Origin of the sequence: Termitidicoccus mucosus (assembly GCF_038725785.1) — a bacterium.
Classification (GTDB): Bacteria; Verrucomicrobiota; Verrucomicrobiia; order Opitutales; family Opitutaceae; genus Termitidicoccus; species Termitidicoccus mucosus.
In genome coordinates this window covers 2,271,481-2,287,778 of sequence record NZ_CP109796.1, presented here as the reverse complement: position 1 = coordinate 2,287,778, position 16,298 = coordinate 2,271,481, and the positions used below count along the sequence as shown (strand labels likewise).

Annotated in this window: 17 protein-coding genes and 1 tRNA gene; 8 read left to right on the top strand and 10 right to left on the bottom strand. The window is 55.3% G+C overall.

What is annotated here, in order from left to right; all coding sequences use genetic code 11:
• Window positions 1-123: 123 nt before the first annotated feature.
• A complete protein-coding gene (locus OH491_RS07770) occupies window positions 124-1,167 on the bottom strand; it encodes a restriction endonuclease (RefSeq protein ID WP_084442557.1) in 1,044 nt (347 codons plus the stop codon).
• Between the two features lie 418 nt (window positions 1,168-1,585).
• Here OH491_RS07770 and OH491_RS07765 point away from each other — a divergent pair, with 418 nt between their 5' ends.
• On the top strand, window positions 1,586-1,882 hold the full coding sequence (locus OH491_RS07765; RefSeq protein ID WP_334319610.1) for a hypothetical protein: 297 nt from the start codon (window positions 1,586-1,588) through the stop codon (window positions 1,880-1,882).
• A complete protein-coding gene (locus OH491_RS07760; RefSeq protein ID WP_334319611.1) occupies window positions 1,872-2,195 on the top strand; it encodes a type II toxin-antitoxin system PemK/MazF family toxin in 324 nt (107 codons plus the stop codon). The genes OH491_RS07765 and OH491_RS07760 overlap by 11 nt, the downstream gene beginning before the upstream one ends.
• Window positions 2,196-2,432: 237 nt before the next feature.
• On the opposite strand, the gene OH491_RS07755 is transcribed toward OH491_RS07760, so the two are convergent.
• The 7 genes from OH491_RS07755 to OH491_RS07725 form a co-directional block, all read right to left on the bottom strand.
• Window positions 2,433-4,628, bottom strand: a complete 2,196-nt coding sequence (locus OH491_RS07755; protein WP_334319612.1) for a hypothetical protein — start codon at window positions 4,626-4,628, stop codon at window positions 2,433-2,435.
• A gap of 73 nt (window positions 4,629-4,701) precedes the next feature.
• Window positions 4,702-4,929, bottom strand: coding sequence for a hypothetical protein (locus tag OH491_RS07750; RefSeq protein WP_068772297.1), 228 nt, complete (start codon window positions 4,927-4,929; stop codon window positions 4,702-4,704).
• Between the two features lie 55 nt (window positions 4,930-4,984).
• A complete protein-coding gene (locus OH491_RS07745; RefSeq protein WP_068772298.1) occupies window positions 4,985-6,103 on the bottom strand; it encodes a zonular occludens toxin domain-containing protein in 1,119 nt (372 codons plus the stop codon).
• On the bottom strand, window positions 6,100-6,666 hold the full coding sequence (locus OH491_RS07740; protein ID WP_068772299.1) for a rolling circle replication-associated protein: 567 nt from the start codon (window positions 6,664-6,666) through the stop codon (window positions 6,100-6,102). The genes OH491_RS07745 and OH491_RS07740 overlap by 4 nt, the downstream gene beginning before the upstream one ends.
• Before the next feature lie 28 nt (window positions 6,667-6,694).
• Window positions 6,695-7,837, bottom strand: coding sequence for a DUF4974 domain-containing protein (locus OH491_RS07735; protein ID WP_068772300.1), 1,143 nt, complete (start codon window positions 7,835-7,837; stop codon window positions 6,695-6,697).
• A gap of 59 nt (window positions 7,838-7,896) precedes the next feature.
• Window positions 7,897-8,220 carry a hypothetical protein gene (locus OH491_RS07730; protein ID WP_068772301.1) on the bottom strand — a complete coding sequence of 108 codons (324 nt, stop codon included), beginning with the start codon at window positions 8,218-8,220 and terminating at the stop codon, window positions 7,897-7,899.
• Window positions 8,221-8,223: 3 nt separating this feature from the next.
• Complete coding sequence (locus tag OH491_RS07725) at window positions 8,224-9,042, bottom strand: hypothetical protein (protein WP_145929034.1); 819 nt, start codon at window positions 9,040-9,042, stop codon at window positions 8,224-8,226.
• A 719-nt stretch (window positions 9,043-9,761) separates the two neighbouring features.
• On the opposite strand from OH491_RS07725, the gene OH491_RS07720 reads away from it, so the two are divergent.
• Window positions 9,762-9,846, top strand: a tRNA-Leu gene (locus OH491_RS07720).
• Window positions 9,847-10,035: 189 nt separating this feature from the next.
• Here OH491_RS07720 and OH491_RS07715 read toward each other — a convergent pair.
• Window positions 10,036-10,752, bottom strand: coding sequence for a hypothetical protein (locus OH491_RS07715; protein ID WP_068772304.1), 717 nt, complete (start codon window positions 10,750-10,752; stop codon window positions 10,036-10,038).
• A gap of 163 nt (window positions 10,753-10,915) precedes the next feature.
• On the opposite strand from OH491_RS07715, the gene OH491_RS07710 reads away from it, so the two are divergent.
• From OH491_RS07710 to OH491_RS07695, 4 genes are all read left to right on the top strand, one after another.
• Window positions 10,916-11,191 carry an acylphosphatase gene (locus OH491_RS07710; protein WP_068772305.1) on the top strand — a complete coding sequence of 92 codons (276 nt, stop codon included), beginning with the start codon at window positions 10,916-10,918 and terminating at the stop codon, window positions 11,189-11,191.
• 119 nt (window positions 11,192-11,310) lie between these two features.
• Entirely contained in the window at window positions 11,311-11,985 is a 675-nt protein-coding gene (gene cysC / locus OH491_RS07705; RefSeq protein WP_084442558.1) for an adenylyl-sulfate kinase, read from the top strand.
• 75 nt (window positions 11,986-12,060) lie between these two features.
• The gene (gene cysD, locus OH491_RS07700; RefSeq protein ID WP_068772306.1) at window positions 12,061-12,966 is read left to right on the top strand and encodes a sulfate adenylyltransferase subunit CysD; all 906 of its coding nucleotides are present in this window, start codon (window positions 12,061-12,063) and stop codon (window positions 12,964-12,966) included.
• Between the two features lie 238 nt (window positions 12,967-13,204).
• On the top strand, window positions 13,205-14,449 hold the full coding sequence (locus tag OH491_RS07695) for a sulfate adenylyltransferase subunit 1 (protein ID WP_068772400.1): 1,245 nt from the start codon (window positions 13,205-13,207) through the stop codon (window positions 14,447-14,449).
• A 242-nt stretch (window positions 14,450-14,691) separates the two neighbouring features.
• Here the strand turns inward: OH491_RS07695 and OH491_RS07690 are convergent, their stop codons facing one another.
• Window positions 14,692-14,946 carry a helix-turn-helix domain-containing protein gene (locus OH491_RS07690; protein ID WP_084442559.1) on the bottom strand — a complete coding sequence of 85 codons (255 nt, stop codon included), beginning with the start codon at window positions 14,944-14,946 and terminating at the stop codon, window positions 14,692-14,694.
• Window positions 14,947-15,265: 319 nt separating this feature from the next.
• On the opposite strand from OH491_RS07690, the gene OH491_RS07685 reads away from it, so the two are divergent.
• Complete coding sequence (locus OH491_RS07685) at window positions 15,266-16,228, top strand: LytTR family transcriptional regulator DNA-binding domain-containing protein (RefSeq protein WP_084442560.1); 963 nt, start codon at window positions 15,266-15,268, stop codon at window positions 16,226-16,228.
• Window positions 16,229-16,298: the final 70 nt, after the last annotated feature.

Sequence of the window (16,298 nt, the reverse complement as noted above, 5' to 3'; positions counted from 1 at the left end):
GAATGGTGGTATGGGCAAGACAGTCCGCCAATAAGCGAATCAGACGCACGAAAACGGCGCGAAAAAGCCCCTATAAAACGTGCCTCTTAAGATTCCCTGACGGCGCGCCACTCGACTAACCTTTTACGCAGCGTAATTTTTCCGCACAGGCAGCTTGCCCCGACACCGAGGAAACTTCGCACACCCCCAAAACTGCCCCTTTGCACCATCACGCAATACCAGTTTCCACCCGCATTGAGGGCATGTCGGAATATCGTAATCCCCGGAAAATGCCAGTTTGTGCAATCTCACCTTCTTATCATCAACAAGAAGATTAAAGCGCCTCACCATCTCATTACCATCAACCAGTGTGTAACAGCCGGCACTCCGCGCAAATCCCATAGCATCAGCACTAAATGCCGAAGTGGTAAAAAAATAGGCATGATGCGCCTTGCGTCTGGCAAGCTCCCCGAAAAGTTCACGCACCGGGGCTACGCCCACCAATCCGCACCATGCCTTGACTTGCACCAACCCCACCAAACCACCCTTGCGAAGCTCGACATCTACGCCGCCATCAGCACCAAAGACGGTCAGCTTCGCCTCATACCCAATCAGCCGAAAATAATCCGCTACCACTTGTTCAAGCCGATGCCATTCCACCTCAGAAAGCAAACCCAAGATAAAATCAACCGCCTGATAATTGGTCTTCACACGATACGGCCCTTGCTCCTCAATACCGCGTAACTCGTCTGGCACGGACGTTGGCGTTGAATGCCGGGAACACGCATCTTGGACGGGCTTGTTGCTTCGATGCGGCGGCGGTGGTGTTGCATCCTGAAAAGGTTTGTTACTAAAGCGGTCACGAGGCGATGATGATGTTTGACGCGCACGCTCATTCTCAGCCCTCAGTTTTTCGACATCACGTGCCGCCATCCATTCACGAGCCGCTTGCAACTCTCTCTCATGCTTTGCCTCAGCTGTTACAGCACTAAACCACATCACAAATATCACTATCACAGCCGCTCCACACACAATGAATGGCCAAGGCCCGAAACTTTCCCACAATCCCCGAAAGAATGCTGCAATCTGCGAAAATACAAACATCACGACAAAAAATCCCGCAATTATCGCAATTGTAATAAATAAAGAATCGTCAGGAGGTCTCGAATTTACTTTTCGCCTAGCCATAAAAAATCCGTTTCAAAACTCGTTGCTCAATCCTTTCAATGGAAAAATTTTACGCAGCAAAAAAACAGAAAGGGATTTACGCAGCGTAAAAATGAAAGCTAATACATCAACAGCCATAAGTATTCCTGATTTACGCAGCGTAAGACTTTTTACCTAATACCATCATTGTCATTAGATAATTTTATTGATTCTAAGAACAGGTTTTTAGGGATGAAACTCCTATGTGCCTATCCAATACCATGCCATTCTTACAGTAAGGAGGGCGTAGGAAGCCGGCCCTAGGGGGGAGTTCAAAGAAATGCGTGTGTCATTTATGCTCACTTTTCGGAGCATGATGAAAAACAGGGGATATCGTAAGGCTCGTTGAGCACCATTGGCCTTATTCTTACCGTAAGGGCTGGCTTGCAGGTGGCATCAAATGCCGCATCACATCCTGCGCACGTTTCCCCTTGTTGACAGCCGAGCCTTTTTGAACCCTTTTGAGCACATGCCATCTACAACTCTATTCCGCACCCGTGTTCCCACCGCCCGCTTGCGCCGCGCCGAAAAGGTGTTTTCCCGCTTGGGCATGAAACCCGGCGACGCCTTCAACATCTTTCTAGCCCAAGTGGAAATCCGCAACGACATGCCTTTTTCAGTGACCACATCCCCCGACCGCATCCTGTCCACCGCAGAGCAAGGCAAGATATGGGAGGACTCGCTAGGTGAATACTAACCCCCGCCCTGGCGAAGTCTGGATTGTTGACTTTGGCATGGTCGCCAAGCAACGCCCTGTGCTTGTCCTCGCTTATCCGCAGCAAGACGATGCCCGCGCCCTGGTCGTTGTCCTGCCGCTTACCGGAGAGTTGCGCGGAATGCGCGGCGAGGTCGATATCGGAAAACCCAAATGGCTCCCCAAGCATTCCGCCGTAAACATTCAGGGATTCGCCAGCATCGACCGCCACGCGCTTACCCGCAAATTGGGCGTGCTTGCCCCTGCCCAACTCAACGCGGTCAAAGACGCTATCTGTGACTTGCTGGATCTTTGATTTACGCAGCGTAAATCCATCCGACAAAAAAGCCCGGTCCCTCGCACGAGGAACCGGGCTTTGCTTTTTCGAGGTTTCAAAGCTCAGGCGAGCTTGAACCAATCTTGCGGACTACTCGCATCACGAGGCCGAACAACATAGGCCCAAATGCGACACAATAGCCGCAAAAGAACCACTTGATTTGCCCCGATATCGTTTCCGCCGTCTCCAATGGGATTATTGATGTTATATCCATGGCTATAGACTTTTTAATATGACAGCAGCTAGCATTAATGCAATTCTGACAGGGAAAACAGATTGAATAACAATATAAAACCAAATCGGAGAAACGATTGCCATTCTAATGGGGAAAACTTGATCAACATACCATAATGCTGTTCCAAATACACTAATCCCCTCCTCATGAACCCCCGGAATGCTACTTAGGTCATCGGGTCTTAAAAATAAATATTTAAATAAATTCACAGCTCCGGAAATCAGATATTTTAACGGAGTAAGCAAACTAACGCCAGAATCCCAAAGCCCTAAAATTATAATCGGCAACGCAAGGAAAAAAGACGCCATAATTATACAAATAGTCATCTTCATCCCCAATGAAACCACCATCCCGACACCGGGCACAGCTCCACCCGCGCCAACCCCAGTCAAAGTAAGTGCTCCAGTCCCCCCGGGCAGCGCAAAAAATGCTTTCACGTTTTCATCAATATAAAAATACATAATTCGCATGAACACAAAGACAAATGCCGCCATAAACATCATCCGAGCAATTCTACAAAACGTAACAACAACTTTGCCCGCCTCCGTATCGGGATAAAACAAATTAGGCATTATTACAGACTCAGGATACCCGGCAAACCCAGCCGGCAATATAACCCAATGACGAGGTGGAGCATAAAGTGAAAATGCACCTTCATTGATTTCCACATCAGACGGAACCTCAAACCGAAGAAAACCCGAGGCATCCCGAACGCTACTTTCCATCTCTTGCTGCTTATTAACAATCAATGAATCAATTTGCTCAATAGCGTCAGCCGAAAGTGAATTCGCCTCATCATTTGCCGCATCTTTATCAAACACGTCCTCGAGAATATTATTAGTTTTCTTCTGCTCATCCCGAACTTCATTCACCGCATGGACAATTCGAGAATCATCCAAAGTCGCCGTAACACTGATGCCACTTTGCAGTTGCCGCAATAGAGCATTAAACCCGTCCGCAGTTAACTGGCGCGACGTCCGGCCCTCTGAATGCACCGCACTTTCGATATTATTAAGCGCAGACAAATAATCACTCCCCGGATTGTCCGGAGGATTCACCGGAGGCTCGACAGGCGGCTCCGGTGGATTAGGCGGTTCAGGCGGATCCGGTGGTTCCGGAGGGTCCGGAGGCTCAGGAGGTTCAGCGCCATCATAGATCGAAATCACCAATTCAAATTCCTGATTCCCCGACGCAACAACACGATTAGTCGGAGTCCAAGATATTACCGATACACGCGAGTCATCCGGGAAAAAATCCACCAACGAACCCGCGACTATCGAATCATGGGAAAACGTGGCGACAAGCCCCGTTTGCCCCGCCGGAGCCGTAACCGAACCAAGCGTGACATTCCCCGCCTTGACCTCCCCGGCATTGACCGACCCAGTAGCGTTATTCGCCGCAACGACGACACGGACAAGCACGGGCAACGGAGGGCCTTCTATTTTAGTCAATAAAATCACAGGAACCGTTTCCAACGACGTCGTGACCCATTGCGTATCAGTTTGAGTCGAAACATGCGCAATAGCCCCATACGGAGGTGTCTGCGCCGTCCATCCAGAGGGAACGATAAAACTAATATAGTCCCCCTCATTAGGATAGATGGCCCCGCTCCAAACAGACGACCCCGGCGACGCACTAAACGACGCTCCGCCACCACCCTCAATCGCCAATAGGCATGATTCATCAGATGTATTCATGAACGCAAAACCAAACTCAAACGGAAAAGTCATCTGAGTGCCGTCCCAATACACACGCAACAACTCTCCGGTTTTATTACTCCCTGCAATCGTAGCCGTCACCGTATACCACCCCGAACCCCGCGAACTCATATCAATTAGAATGATACCGCTAGCAGACCCCCGCCCACCGCCATTATCCCCAACGCAATTGACAACGGGATACGTGTTAATCGTCAACTTAGCAATCTGAGAGACTTGGGACCCCGTGCCAGAACCATTTGCCTGCCAGTTAATGTTCCAAATTTTCCCGGAAATAGAACCGGAAACCGACACGGTTCCCCGCCACCACAGAGTGTCTTTTATCGCGGTATTATACCACTCGTAATAATCGCTCAACGAAGCAGCCTTCACCGAACCAAAAACCGCCACGTTGCATAGCAGCAAAGAAAACCAACGCCGAAAAGTAACATTTCCATGATTCATAACCTCCCCTTTCATTTTAATAATTTACGATGCGTAAAACAAAAAGCCCCTCACCCCCGAAGAGGCGAGGGGCTTCCCTCCCGTCAAATCAACGCCGACGCACCAACTTGACGATTCCCCAAATGAGGAAAAAGACGCCGATGGCGATCACGATTCCCCGGACAGTCGTCCAAGTGGTCTCGACTTGCGTCAGAGCCCCGTTGAGCTCCGTCATGTATTCCGGAGCTTCTTGGGCCATCGCGGCACCCGCGCTGGCGAACAAGGCCGCACCGACGGCGGCCACTTTGGCGAACTTGCTCTTGATGAATTTGAGCATATTATATCCCTCTCGTTTGTTGTTGTTGTTTCTATGAAACGGCTCCCTGCCATTTCTAACGGCGTTGAGTCGATTTATTATTAATACTATTGTCAAGTTTATTATCACGAAGACCGCGCTTATAAACAACATCGCCCTCGACAATGACGCCCTGCGGCCCGCTGAATTTGACAGGATACAAGGCCCCCTCATCATAAACATACTCGACGCCATCAATAATAACCGTCCCCGTATAAGGACGTTCATCCAAGCCTTGCGGAGGCTGCACCAAGGCAGCATTGCCACCGCTACCCGATTGCCCGCCTGATGCAGTGCCGGACAAATCCCCCAACGCGGCCCGCGCAGGCCCTGTCTGCGCAGCCTTTTTAAAGAGGAAAGGGAAAATGCGATAATTAAAAAACCACGCCCCGACGAGAACCGCAACAATGGCAAACGCCCCGGCCCACTTCAAAGGAATGCCCTTTGCTTTCTTGCCTTTGTCGGCAGAACCGCCCCCGGCCATGCCAACGCCACCCGAGGTGTCGTAACAATCGGCAATGGATTTACGCAGCGTAAATGTTTCCTTTTCGACATACTCATCCCCGTTGCCGCTCACAGGCTGAAGGTATGTCTTGCGCTCAAAGTTATTGCCTCTCGTAAACCCACGAAATTTCTCAACCCGATAATTGCGAATATAGCTGAAATCCTGCGCCACAGACCGGAATTGCTTATCCACGTTGGCGATGGATTGCGTGATGCAATACACGTTATCCCCAAGCTTCCTGTGCTGGGAAAGGTAGTTCAACGCTTGCGGCCCTGTCTTCTGCCATGCACGCGCATTGAACTTGATATGTATTTCATCGAGATAGTAATCGACATCGAAGACGCCGGCTTCACAGACAGAGGAGAAATCAACCGTCTTATCCTCTTTGATGCAGTCCAGTGACAGCGTGAAATCGTTCCGACGATATCGCCAGAACTCCCCAAGCATCTCATCATCGAGCATCACGACGCGTTCCAAAACATGAACGTTTAATTCCGGATGAAACTCATGCAGATAGCACTGCAACCGCTCCACATGAAGCACGATATTGGTCACCACATACCGACCGGCGACAAGCGACTGAATCAGACGGCTAACCGCATACAGAGTTTTGCCGCCGCCCGGTTTTCCTGAAATGAAATGAATGCTCATTGTTCATCCCCCAGCATTATTGCCTTATGAATAAGGCGCAGCATTTCACCAAAAGGAACTTGTTTTTTCTTGTGCTCAGAACACCAAACCGCCCGCAGCTTGTCCAGCCTGTCACGTGTCTTGCTTTGGATTTCAATGTCCCCGACGCGGCACGGCACAAAGCCCCCAAGCGTGCCCCACTTCGACAGCTTGCGAAACATGGGAGCCTGCCCTTTCTTGCTCATATACTTCGCCAGATAGAGCGCGGCCCCTCTGTCCGCCTCGACAACGTGAACACGTCCGATGCCGAACCGCTTCCCAATCATGCGTATCAAATCGGCATCCATCCACGTATCGACAAGCCAATGGTAATGGATGCCGTGCATATCGTGAACCTCAGTCACGCGCAGGCCCTTAAAATTCTTATACCACTTCTGAACCTCGCGGACAAACAGCGTGTGCGTATTCATATACCACCACACCGGCATTACCTCCCGAAAAGTAAGCGTCCACATGTAAACATGTTCGCTTTCATCAAAGAGTTTTTCAACAGACATAATAAAGGCAACTTTGGATTTATTCATATCACAATATCGCTCACTGGCGTTCTCTCTATTGTTTATTATTAAACAAGGTTAAGGACGAGCCGTCCGACGCGGGCCGCGCTGGCGCGCGTCCCGCGTCCGCCGTCTCGTCTTTTATTATTTCCATAAAAACCACAATCGAACGGCTTTCACTGGAAACCGTTGCCCAAGTGAATGCACGCTTAGAGATGGCACGAAGCACAGGGACGCCACGGGAAACTTTCATTTCCATATTGCGCCGAAGGCTCACGAGTTGCTTGCGCTCGCCCTCCCTGATTCGTTCCACACCAGAAAACGACGTCCGCCGTAATTCCTCTATATAATCGGAATCCTCTATATGGTAACGAAACAGCCACTCATCGCCAAGGCAGACAGGGTCAATCTTGAACGTGAAGCCTAATTGAGTTTTGTCATACGAGGTGACGAGATCACTTTCGCTATATTCCGGACGCACGTATATAGGACGTTCCCGGACGCGTCCGTTATATGTGTTGAATGATTCTCCGGACATCAAACGCACCTCTTGGTTAATCAAAACAGAACTAGAGGTATCAGTCTTTAGAAAGTTCAAGATGGACTTGAAATCTAGAACGACATCAAACGAAGGCGACTGCACCGGCCCGGACAGCGAAACATCGACACGCGCATGATTCAACAAATCAGCAAGCGCATCGGCCCTCACACCGGACGTATCGACGACCAGCAACTTTGCCACCACTGAGCGGCGGGAAACAAGTCTTTCGACCACGTCAGAAAAATTACGCTGCGTAATCTCATCGCCTTTAACGAGGGCATAGCCGCCGACAATAGAGGCGTTTTCCATTCGTGAAACTTGCTCTTGTGTCAAAAGACCGGAGGGGACCGCCTGCCATGACTGCACGCCGACGCCGTATAAGATAACGCTACCCTGACGCCGATAATCGGTCCCAGCAAGAAAGCCGAGAACCCGCAAGGCGTCATCCTCACTATCTGCCGACAGATTGCCATGCACCGGCCTCGCAGCCATTTCAGGCGTAGCAAAGAAAATCGAAAGCCCGTAACGCTTCCCGACGACACCGGCCACGTCGGACAGAGACAGGCCCCGCGATTCAAAGGCGAATGACGGAGCATCCGCCGCAAAAATTACGCTGCGTAAATGCAACGCAAACAACAATAGAAAGAGTTTTTTCATTATAATAAAAAAGCCCCTCTAGCGTGTGGACTAGAGGGGCAAAACACACAGGTTGCGGTTTAGCTCTCGATGGCCTCAAGCGTGCCACGAGCGCGGACAAGACCCTTGTCCATTTCCAGCCCTTGCAGGCGGACCAGCACACGCTGGCCTTTCTTAAAGGGCGATTTGTAAGCACTGGCGTTGAAATCGTCCGCCGTGCGTTCATTGAGCGCAACGGCCACGTCCCCAACTTCGACGTTGTGACGGAGCATGGACATTTCCGCCATGCGTCCGGTTTTCTTGTCCTGATACTTGATCGTCTCGGCAGAGCTCGAACGATACTCAGCGATGCCGCCGAGGAACTCGCCATTTTCGATACGCTTGAGGGCTTCAGTTTTGGTCATGACTTATCTCTTTCCTTTTTTGGTTATGGTTTTCTTGGCCGGTTTTTTGGTTTCTTTCTTGCGGGTAATCCGCACTTCGACCGTCCAGCCGTTGCAGTCGAAAATTGTCGTGGGCTTCCACCCGTCGCCGAGCTTCCCGGCGCACGGCAGATAGGAGCCGAGAAATTCAGTGAGAATTTCACGCGGAGTATGGACGCGAGGTTTCACCGCAACCATCGTCTTGGTTTTCTCCAGAATGGGCTTATCCGGCTTTGTCCCAGTCTTGCCCTGGCTTTTCTCATCCGAGCCCTTGTCCCACTTTTTCCAGATGGCGGGTTCATCTTCCGGCTTCGACTCCTTGGCCGTTTCCTTCGCCTTTGGCGCGGATTCAGCCGGTTGCCCGGCAAACATGTCCGCTTGTTTGGATTCAGCCTCTTTTTTGGCCTCTTCCGCCTCTTCAATGGCTTCCTGACGGGCAATGTCCAAAGCCACTTTGAAGCCTATCGTGCGGCTTTTGTATTGCTCCCAAACCACGTCGGAAACCATCGAGACGCGCTTAATTTCCGAAATGCGCGAATCAGCGAAGCCGAGCTGCTTCAATTCCGCCGTGACCGTCACCGGCATCAATTGCGCCTTCCTGATATGGTCGCAAACGGCAATATACTTGCCAACCGCATCCGCCATGGATGCCTGCAACTCCATTGCCAGCTGCCGGAGCTTCGCCACGTCCGCCGACGCCTCAGTGTCACAGGAAACAGCTGTTTCCTCATGACGTATCTCGGGAAAAAGCGACGCCGTATTGTCCGGCCCCGCGTTAGTGTGTATTTCTGTTGGTGCTATCATGGGATTACCTTGGTTCAGTTTTGCGCGTAGCTGCGCCCAGCCCTCGCCCGTTGCTCCGCAGCCCGAGCCAATGCCCGGTTGCGGTAAAATTCCTGTCCCGCCGCTGATTCCTCCCACAGTCGCCACTTGACCTCACAAGCGACCTCGCAGGCCCGCACCGCCGCCTTGCGCCGCATTTCTTCCGTCCAGACTTGTTCCGCCGTGCCTGTTTCCAGAAGCTGTTGCCACGCGAAAAGCTCACGTTGCCCGCGAGCCATCGCCGCCATGAACGCGGGGTATTTCTCGGCAAAGGCCGTTCGGGATTCTCTACTTTTACGCATCGTAAATCCCCCCGCGTTCGCCCCTCTCCCCCCCGCCCCTACGGGCTCCGCCCTTCGGGGAGCCCCTCCCGCTGCACGCGACATCGCCTAGCGGCGACCCTACGGGCGCGACTTCGTCGCGTGTCGGGTTCGCTCCGCCATTTTCAGGCAGGGAGCGCGAGCTATGGCCCGCGCTCGCGCCCCCTGCCGTCGTTATGTCTGGCTTCCTCCCATAGCCAGTTCCTCCCGCCAAATTCAGCATGGAAACGCGCAGCAACGCCACCAATGCACGCCGCCCAAGTGCGTCCAGTGCTGCAAGTTGCCGTTTCCCCTTGACGCTAAGCGCACCGTAACCAAAAACATCCCGCTCGCTGCACGACGGGTTCAAATCCATGTCGGGCAGCCAGTCTTGATGGATTTGCCCGGATGGTGGAATTGGTAGACACGCAGGTCTCAGAAGCCTGTGCCTAACCGCATGGGGGTTCGAGTCCCCCTCCGGGCACCATCAACGCTTGCATTGCCAATCACCAAGGAGGCGAATGCGGCCTTCCTCGAGTTCTCGCCAGCCACCACAAAACCAAACTGCATTTTATGGCGGCTGTATTGCCTCCGTTGCGACGGGACCGATCTCCGAACATGTAGCCCAATAGGTTACAATCCGAGATGGAAATGCGCCGGATTGTGGAGAGCGTCCTTATTCTTGCGCCTCGTCTGCGCCATCGTCATCCGAGTCATCGGCGTCGGCATCGATGGGCCGCTCAAGAATTTGCCGGCATTCGCGCATCATGCGCAGCCAGATCTCGCGCAAGTCAAAGAGACGCGAGGTCGCTTCGGCCCGATAACGGGCCAGCGTCCGGGAAACATTTTCTCCGTCGGCGTTGAGCGTGGTGAGCGTTTGGTTGAGTTCGGCCAGTGCCCGTTTGAAAAGGCTGATCGCCATCGCGTAATCGCCGAAATCGAGCGCCTGGATGGCCAGCACGGCCTGCTCCTCGCCACGGTGCAACGCGGTCTGGTAGGCCAGGGCGGTGCGTTGCGGCACGCGATCGGCCCGGTCGGCGATGGCCTCCCAGCCGCGCTTGAGCGTCAGGTAAATCGCCTTGGTGGAGATGTAGATGTAGTTTTTGTGAAAGGTATACGGTCCGGCCTCCCACTCGTCGGGATTGAGCGAATCGTCATCCTCCTCGTCGGTGTCGGAATCGGAGGCCCATAGTTCGCGGTCCCAGCCCATCGCCACGGCGACTTCGGCGAGACGATCCGGGTGTTGGTTGAGCGTCTCGTAGAAGGCGACGTAGCGGAGGACGACGTCATCTTGTTCGCGGAGATAGTGTTCCCAGTCGAACTCATTCCATGCCAGATCTCCGCGTTCGTCTCCCTCGAAATCGGAAGGATTATTGGGATCAAAGTCGCTCATTTCTGAATGGGGCGAAACGTGCTCCTGCTGTTCTTGAAATGCAACGTCAAACCCGCGTTGTTTGCCGCGTGTGAACGATGGACGGAAATGACACGGGAAGCCTCCCTTTGCAGGTTGCTTTCGCGCAAGCACTCCAGCAACTTCCCGGTCGAGGATTCCCCAAATGGACGAGGTTTATCACGAGACAGTTTTTTTTACCGGGCACGTGCAGGGCGTGGGTTTTCGCTACGCCACATTGCAGGTCGCCAGGGAGTTTGAGGTATCGGGCTTTGCCGCCAATCTGCTCGATGGGCGGGTGCAGGTCGAGGCCGAGGGAGAGGAATCGGAGGTCCGTACTTTTATCGAGGCCGTGGGTGAACGCATGCACGGCTTCATCAGGAAGACAGAGCGCAAATCCGGCCGGAAAAAACCTGAATACAGTGGTTTCATGATCAAATAACTTAAGATTAAATTAGATTTGTTATTTATTATAAATAAGTAAGTTGCTGTTTTACAATTAAAAACGCCTTGCGGAATCGGCATTAATTTATGTGAGTTTCCTTACTCACTAATAATTAAATGTCATCCGTTTCCATAAAGAATGTTTCCCCCGCCCAGCCGCCTGCCGCGGCGTACGATGGGCCGGGGGCAAATATTCATCCGATTTTCGAGCAGGTGCTGTCGCGGGCGGAAAAGGAAAAACGTCTCCGGCAGCGTGCCCGCGTCATCTGGCTGTTCGGGTTGTCGGGTTCGGGCAAGAGCACGCTTGCCATCGCGCTTGAGCGCCGGCTTGCCGCCGAGGGTTTCACCACGCACCTGCTCGACGGGGACAATCTTCGCACCGGCCTGAACCGTGGGCTCGGTTTCAGCGACGCCGACCGGACGGAGAACATCCGGCGCGCGGCCGAGGTCGCGCGGCTCTTTGCGCAGGCCGGCATCGTGACGATCGCGTCGTTCATCACGCCGTTCCGCGCGCTTCGCGACACGGCGCGCGGGATCATCGGGGCGGCGGATTTTTTCCCGGCCTATGTGCATGCCTCCTTCGAAACCTGCGCGCGCCGCGACCCGAAAGGCATCTACGCGAAGGCGGCGGCGGCGGGCGTGGCGGATTTCACCGGGCGGGATTCGCGTTTCGAGCCGCCCGCGCCGGACGAGGAGGCGCTTTTCATCGACACCGAGACGGCCTCGCCCGAGGCGGCGCTCGGGCAACTCCACGCCGCCGTGCGCGCGCGCATCGCATTTGTATCCGAATAACAGATACACGCGGGCGCCGCTTCCCAGTCCCGGCCGGGCGCCGCGGGCGTTTCCGCGCTTTTTTCTTTTTCCGACATGAGCAACTACAACCTCACCCACCTCGCGCAACTCGAGCACGAAGCCATCTATGTGATGCGCGAAGTCGCCGCGCAATTCGAGCGGCCCGCGCTCCTTTTTTCCGGCGGCAAGGACTCCATCGTGATGGTGCGCCTCGCGCAAAAGGCCTTTGCCCCGGCCCGCATGCCGTTCCCGCTCGTGCACATCGACACCGGGCACAATTTCGACGAGACCCTCGCGTTTCGCGACCAGCTCGTCCGCGACACCGGGGCGCGCCTCATCGTGCGTCGCGTCGCCGACAGCATCGCCGCCGGCCGCGCGACCGAGGAAAAAGGGCCGAATCCCTCGCGCAACGCGCTCCAGACCGTCACGCTGCTCGACGCCATCGAGGAGTTCAAATTCGACGCCTGCCTGGGCGGCGCGCGCCGCGACGAGGAAAAGGCGCGCGCTAAGGAACGCTTCTTCTCGCATCGCGACGAGTTCGGCCAGTGGGACCCGAAAAACCAGCGTCCCGAACTCTGGAACCTCTTCAACGGACGCAAGCATCCCGGCGAGCACTTTCGCGTTTTCCCGCTCAGCAACTGGACCGAGATGGACGTCTGGCAATACATCGCGCGCGAGCAGCTCGCCATTCCGACCATCTACTTCTCGCACGAGCGCGAGGTGGTTGACCGCGACGGCGTGCTCCTCGCCAACACCCCGCACATCACGCTGCTGCCCGGCGAGAAATTCGGGCGCCGCCGCGTGCGCTTCCGCACCGTCGGCGACGCCACCTGCACCGGCGCGGTCGAGTCCTCCGCCGCCACGCTTGCCGAGATCATCCAGGAAGTCGCCGCCGCCCGCGTGACCGAGCGCGGCGCCCGCGCCGACGACAAACGCTCCGAGACCGCCATGGAGGACCGCAAGAAGGCGGGATACTTCTGAAATGCGGAATGCGGATTTCGGAATGCGGATTTCAAAACCTCCGCAAACGCAAGCCGCTCCACATGCCCGAAAACAATCCGCCACCGCGCCCGCCGATAATTCCGCAATCTCCACCACCGCCGCCTTTCCCATGACCACCGCAAACACAACAGCCACCGCGTCCGCCGATAATTCCGCAATCCGCAATTCGCAATCTGCATTCCCCGCGTCCGCCGCCACCGACGAGCATTACCTTTCCATGGATCTTCTCCGCTTCACCACGGCGGGAAGCGTGGACGACGGGAAATCCACCCTCATCGGGCGCCTGCTCTACGACTCGAAAGCCATCTTCGACGACCAGCTCGACGCCATCGAGCGCGCCACCGAGCAGCGCGGCGAGGAGCACCTCAATCTCGCCCTCCTCACCGACGGGCTTCGCGCCGAGCGCGAGCAAGGCATCACCATCGACGTCGCCTACCGCTACTTCGCCACGCCGCGCCGCAAGTTCATCATCGCCGACACGCCCGGCCATATCCAATACACGCGCAACATGGTCACCGGCGCCTCGACCGCCAACCTCGCCATCATCCTCATCGACGCGCGCAACGGCATCGTCGAGCAAACCCTCCGGCACTCCTTCATCGCCTCGCTGCTCCGCATCCCCCACCTCGTCGTCTGCGTGAACAAGATGGACCTCGTCGATTTCGACAAGGCGGTTTACGACGGCATCGTCCAGCAGTTCTCGCGCTTCGCCTCCAGGCTCGAAATCCCGGACATAAAATTCATCCCGATCAGCGCGCTTCACGGCGACAACGTGGTCGAAAAATCCCCCCGCACGCCGTGGTACGAAGGCGGCCCGCTGCTCTACACGCTCGAGACCGTCTACATCGGCAGCGACGCCAATCACATCGACGCCCGCTTCCCCGTGCAAACCGTCATCCGGCCAAACAACGACGCCTGGCATGACTTCCGCGGTTTTGCCGGACGCGTCGCCGGCGGCGTCTTCAAACCCGGCGATTCCGTCGTCGCCTTTCCCTCCGGCTTCACCAGCCGCATCAAGGAAATCCACGGCCCCGACGGTCCCGTTCCGGAGGCATTCACGCCCATGTCCGTCACCATCACGCTGGAGGACGACATCGACATTTCGCGCGGCGACATGCTGGTGAAACCCAACAACCCGCCCGCGGCCACCCAGGACGTCGAGGCCATGATTTGCTGGTTTGCCTCGGACAAAAAACTCCAGCCCAACGGCAAATACCTCCTCCGCCACACGACCCGCGAAACCAAGACCGTGGTCAAGGAAGTGCGCTACAAGGTTGACATCAACACGCTGCACAAAATCGAAAGCGATTTCGAAATCGGCATGAACGACATCGCGCGCATCCGCCTGCGCACCACGACTCCGCTCGGAGCGGATTCCTACCATCGCAACCGGCAGACCGGCGCCTTTATCCTGGTGGACGAATTCACCCACGCCACGGTCGCCGCGGGCATGATCGTGTGACCTCGCCCCCGCCGCCGCGCGGGAAGAAAAATTCCGGGGCATTTCCAATAATGCCGCAACCGGATCGGCCGGCCTGAAATGCCCCGAGTGTTGCCGGCGATGCAACCTGATGGATTACATCGCATCGGTTGCGGTTTCATTTGAAACTGCCCCGGCCGCGGGTTACACGCGGGCGCGGGCAAAAAACAATTTTTGCACCTGCTGGCTGGGGGCGGCCCCTCCAGCCAAAGCGTTCCGGCTGCTCACTTTTGACCGTATAGCTGCGTGATCGGGACGCGCAGGGCCTCGGCTATTTCCAAGACCTCGAAATCCAGGACGACACGCTGCCGGTTTTCGATCTTGGAAAGGGTGGATTTGCTCAGAAAAAGCCCGCGGATTTCCAGGCGGGCAACCAAATCATCCAGCGTGATTGCCGGATCATGGGCATAACGGATCCTCTGTAAGTTCCGGCCGATGAGATTGCGGCCTTTGAGTTTCCTGTGTGCGGGCAGCTTCAAGTTTCCAAAAAAGAAACTTGACGATAGCGAATTGAGGTGCGGTTTAGTTTCTGCATTGGAAACTTATCAGTTCCTGGAATTCTTCACCAAACTGTCAGGCATGCCGCCGCGCTTCCGCATCCTCGCTCCAATCCCGTTACTTCTCCACGCCCGGAGACTTGGAGACCTTTATGCTAACTCATTAGTTATTAGTAATCTGAATAATTGTGTGCTGTAAATTTATGGATAAAGACCCTTGCCACCGATGAACAGAATATTTGCCCTAATGCAGGCGCCTCAGTCAGTCGATGATCTTCCGGTATCCTAATCCTTCAGCCTCATGACTTCACTGAACCCTGCTCACTGGCTGGATGTCGCCCGCTGGCTTGCCTCATATCCGTCTGATACCGCGATCAAGCGTCTGCTTGGGCATTTGGGCGAACTGCTGGAGGCCGACCGGACATGGGTGTTCCGCTATGATGCCAAGCTGAATGGCTTCGTCCGCATCCACAAATGGGTGCGCGATGGATACCGTCCGACACTGGAGGATTTTCAGGAGCTGCCGGTCGATGTCCTTCAGGGACTGCACGAGGCGCTGCAACGCGGCCTGATGGTGCATTTTCCCGACATAAGCTGGTTTGCCGGCGGCTCGCTGGAATTGAAGCAGCGCATGATTCGCAGCGGCATACGCGCGGTGATCGCGGTGCCGATTTTTGCCAACGAAGAGCTTGCCGGCATCTTGGGCCAGGACACGGAGCGCGACACCCGCGAATGGAACGAGGAGGCCCGCGCGACGCTCAAGACGACGGCTGAAATCATCGGCGGAATCTTTGCCAAGGAATCATCACTTGAGCCCGCCCCTGCTGCGCAGGACCCGGTGCAGGCCCTGCCTGTGCTTTATGTCGTGCAGGGCAATGGCGTGGTGTCGCTGCCGCAGGAGCAGATCCTGCATGTCAGCTCGGACCGGAATCATTCCTGCCTGCATACGGTCGACGGACGGAAATTCGACGGGCTGCGGTCACTCAGCGAATGGGAGAATCTTCTCCCGTCCGGAAATTTCACGCGGGTGCATCGCTCGCACATCGTGAACATCGACAAGATTGCCCGCCTGGACCGGACCGGAGGCGTCTGGCGGTTGTGGCTGGCCGACGGCGCGACATCGCTGCCCGTCGGACGTCCCCATCGTTTCAAGGTGCAGAAGCTGCTTCTGCCGGGCTTGCGGCACGCCATGCTGGAGGATGCCGCGACTGCCGCTCAATCCAACTCGCGGATAACGCCGTTTTTTCTGCGTCCGATGGCGTAGCGCCCTTTCCCCGAAAAAACCAAGGGGAATCCCCTTTTCGGGTAGGGCGAGGCGTCCCGCCGAGCCGTTG

Coding starts and splice junctions, on each gene's coding strand:
- OH491_RS07755 (WP_334319612.1), bottom strand. CDS start 4,628: ATGAAAGGGGAGGTTATGAATCATGGAAATGTTACTTTTCGGCGTTGG.
- OH491_RS07770 (WP_084442557.1), bottom strand. CDS start 1,167: ATGGCTAGGCGAAAAGTAAATTCGAGACCTCCTGACGATTCTTTATTT.
- OH491_RS07725 (WP_145929034.1), bottom strand. CDS start 9,042: ATGATAGCACCAACAGAAATACACACTAACGCGGGGCCGGACAATACG.
- OH491_RS07730 (WP_068772301.1), bottom strand. CDS start 8,220: ATGACCAAAACTGAAGCCCTCAAGCGTATCGAAAATGGCGAGTTCCTC.
- OH491_RS07715 (WP_068772304.1), bottom strand. CDS start 10,752: ATGAGCGACTTTGATCCCAATAATCCTTCCGATTTCGAGGGAGACGAA.
- OH491_RS07710 (WP_068772305.1), top strand. CDS start 10,916: ATGGACGAGGTTTATCACGAGACAGTTTTTTTTACCGGGCACGTGCAG.
- OH491_RS07740 (WP_068772299.1), bottom strand. CDS start 6,666: ATGAATAAATCCAAAGTTGCCTTTATTATGTCTGTTGAAAAACTCTTT.
- OH491_RS07745 (WP_068772298.1), bottom strand. CDS start 6,103: ATGAGCATTCATTTCATTTCAGGAAAACCGGGCGGCGGCAAAACTCTG.
- OH491_RS07750 (WP_068772297.1), bottom strand. CDS start 4,929: ATGCTCAAATTCATCAAGAGCAAGTTCGCCAAAGTGGCCGCCGTCGGT.
- cysD (WP_068772306.1), top strand. CDS start 12,061: ATGAGCAACTACAACCTCACCCACCTCGCGCAACTCGAGCACGAAGCC.
- OH491_RS07685 (WP_084442560.1), top strand. CDS start 15,266: ATGACTTCACTGAACCCTGCTCACTGGCTGGATGTCGCCCGCTGGCTT.
- OH491_RS07765 (WP_334319610.1), top strand. CDS start 1,586: ATGCCGCATCACATCCTGCGCACGTTTCCCCTTGTTGACAGCCGAGCC.
- OH491_RS07695 (WP_068772400.1), top strand. CDS start 13,205: ATGGATCTTCTCCGCTTCACCACGGCGGGAAGCGTGGACGACGGGAAA.
- cysC (WP_084442558.1), top strand. CDS start 11,311: ATGTCATCCGTTTCCATAAAGAATGTTTCCCCCGCCCAGCCGCCTGCC.
- OH491_RS07735 (WP_068772300.1), bottom strand. CDS start 7,837: ATGAAAAAACTCTTTCTATTGTTGTTTGCGTTGCATTTACGCAGCGTA.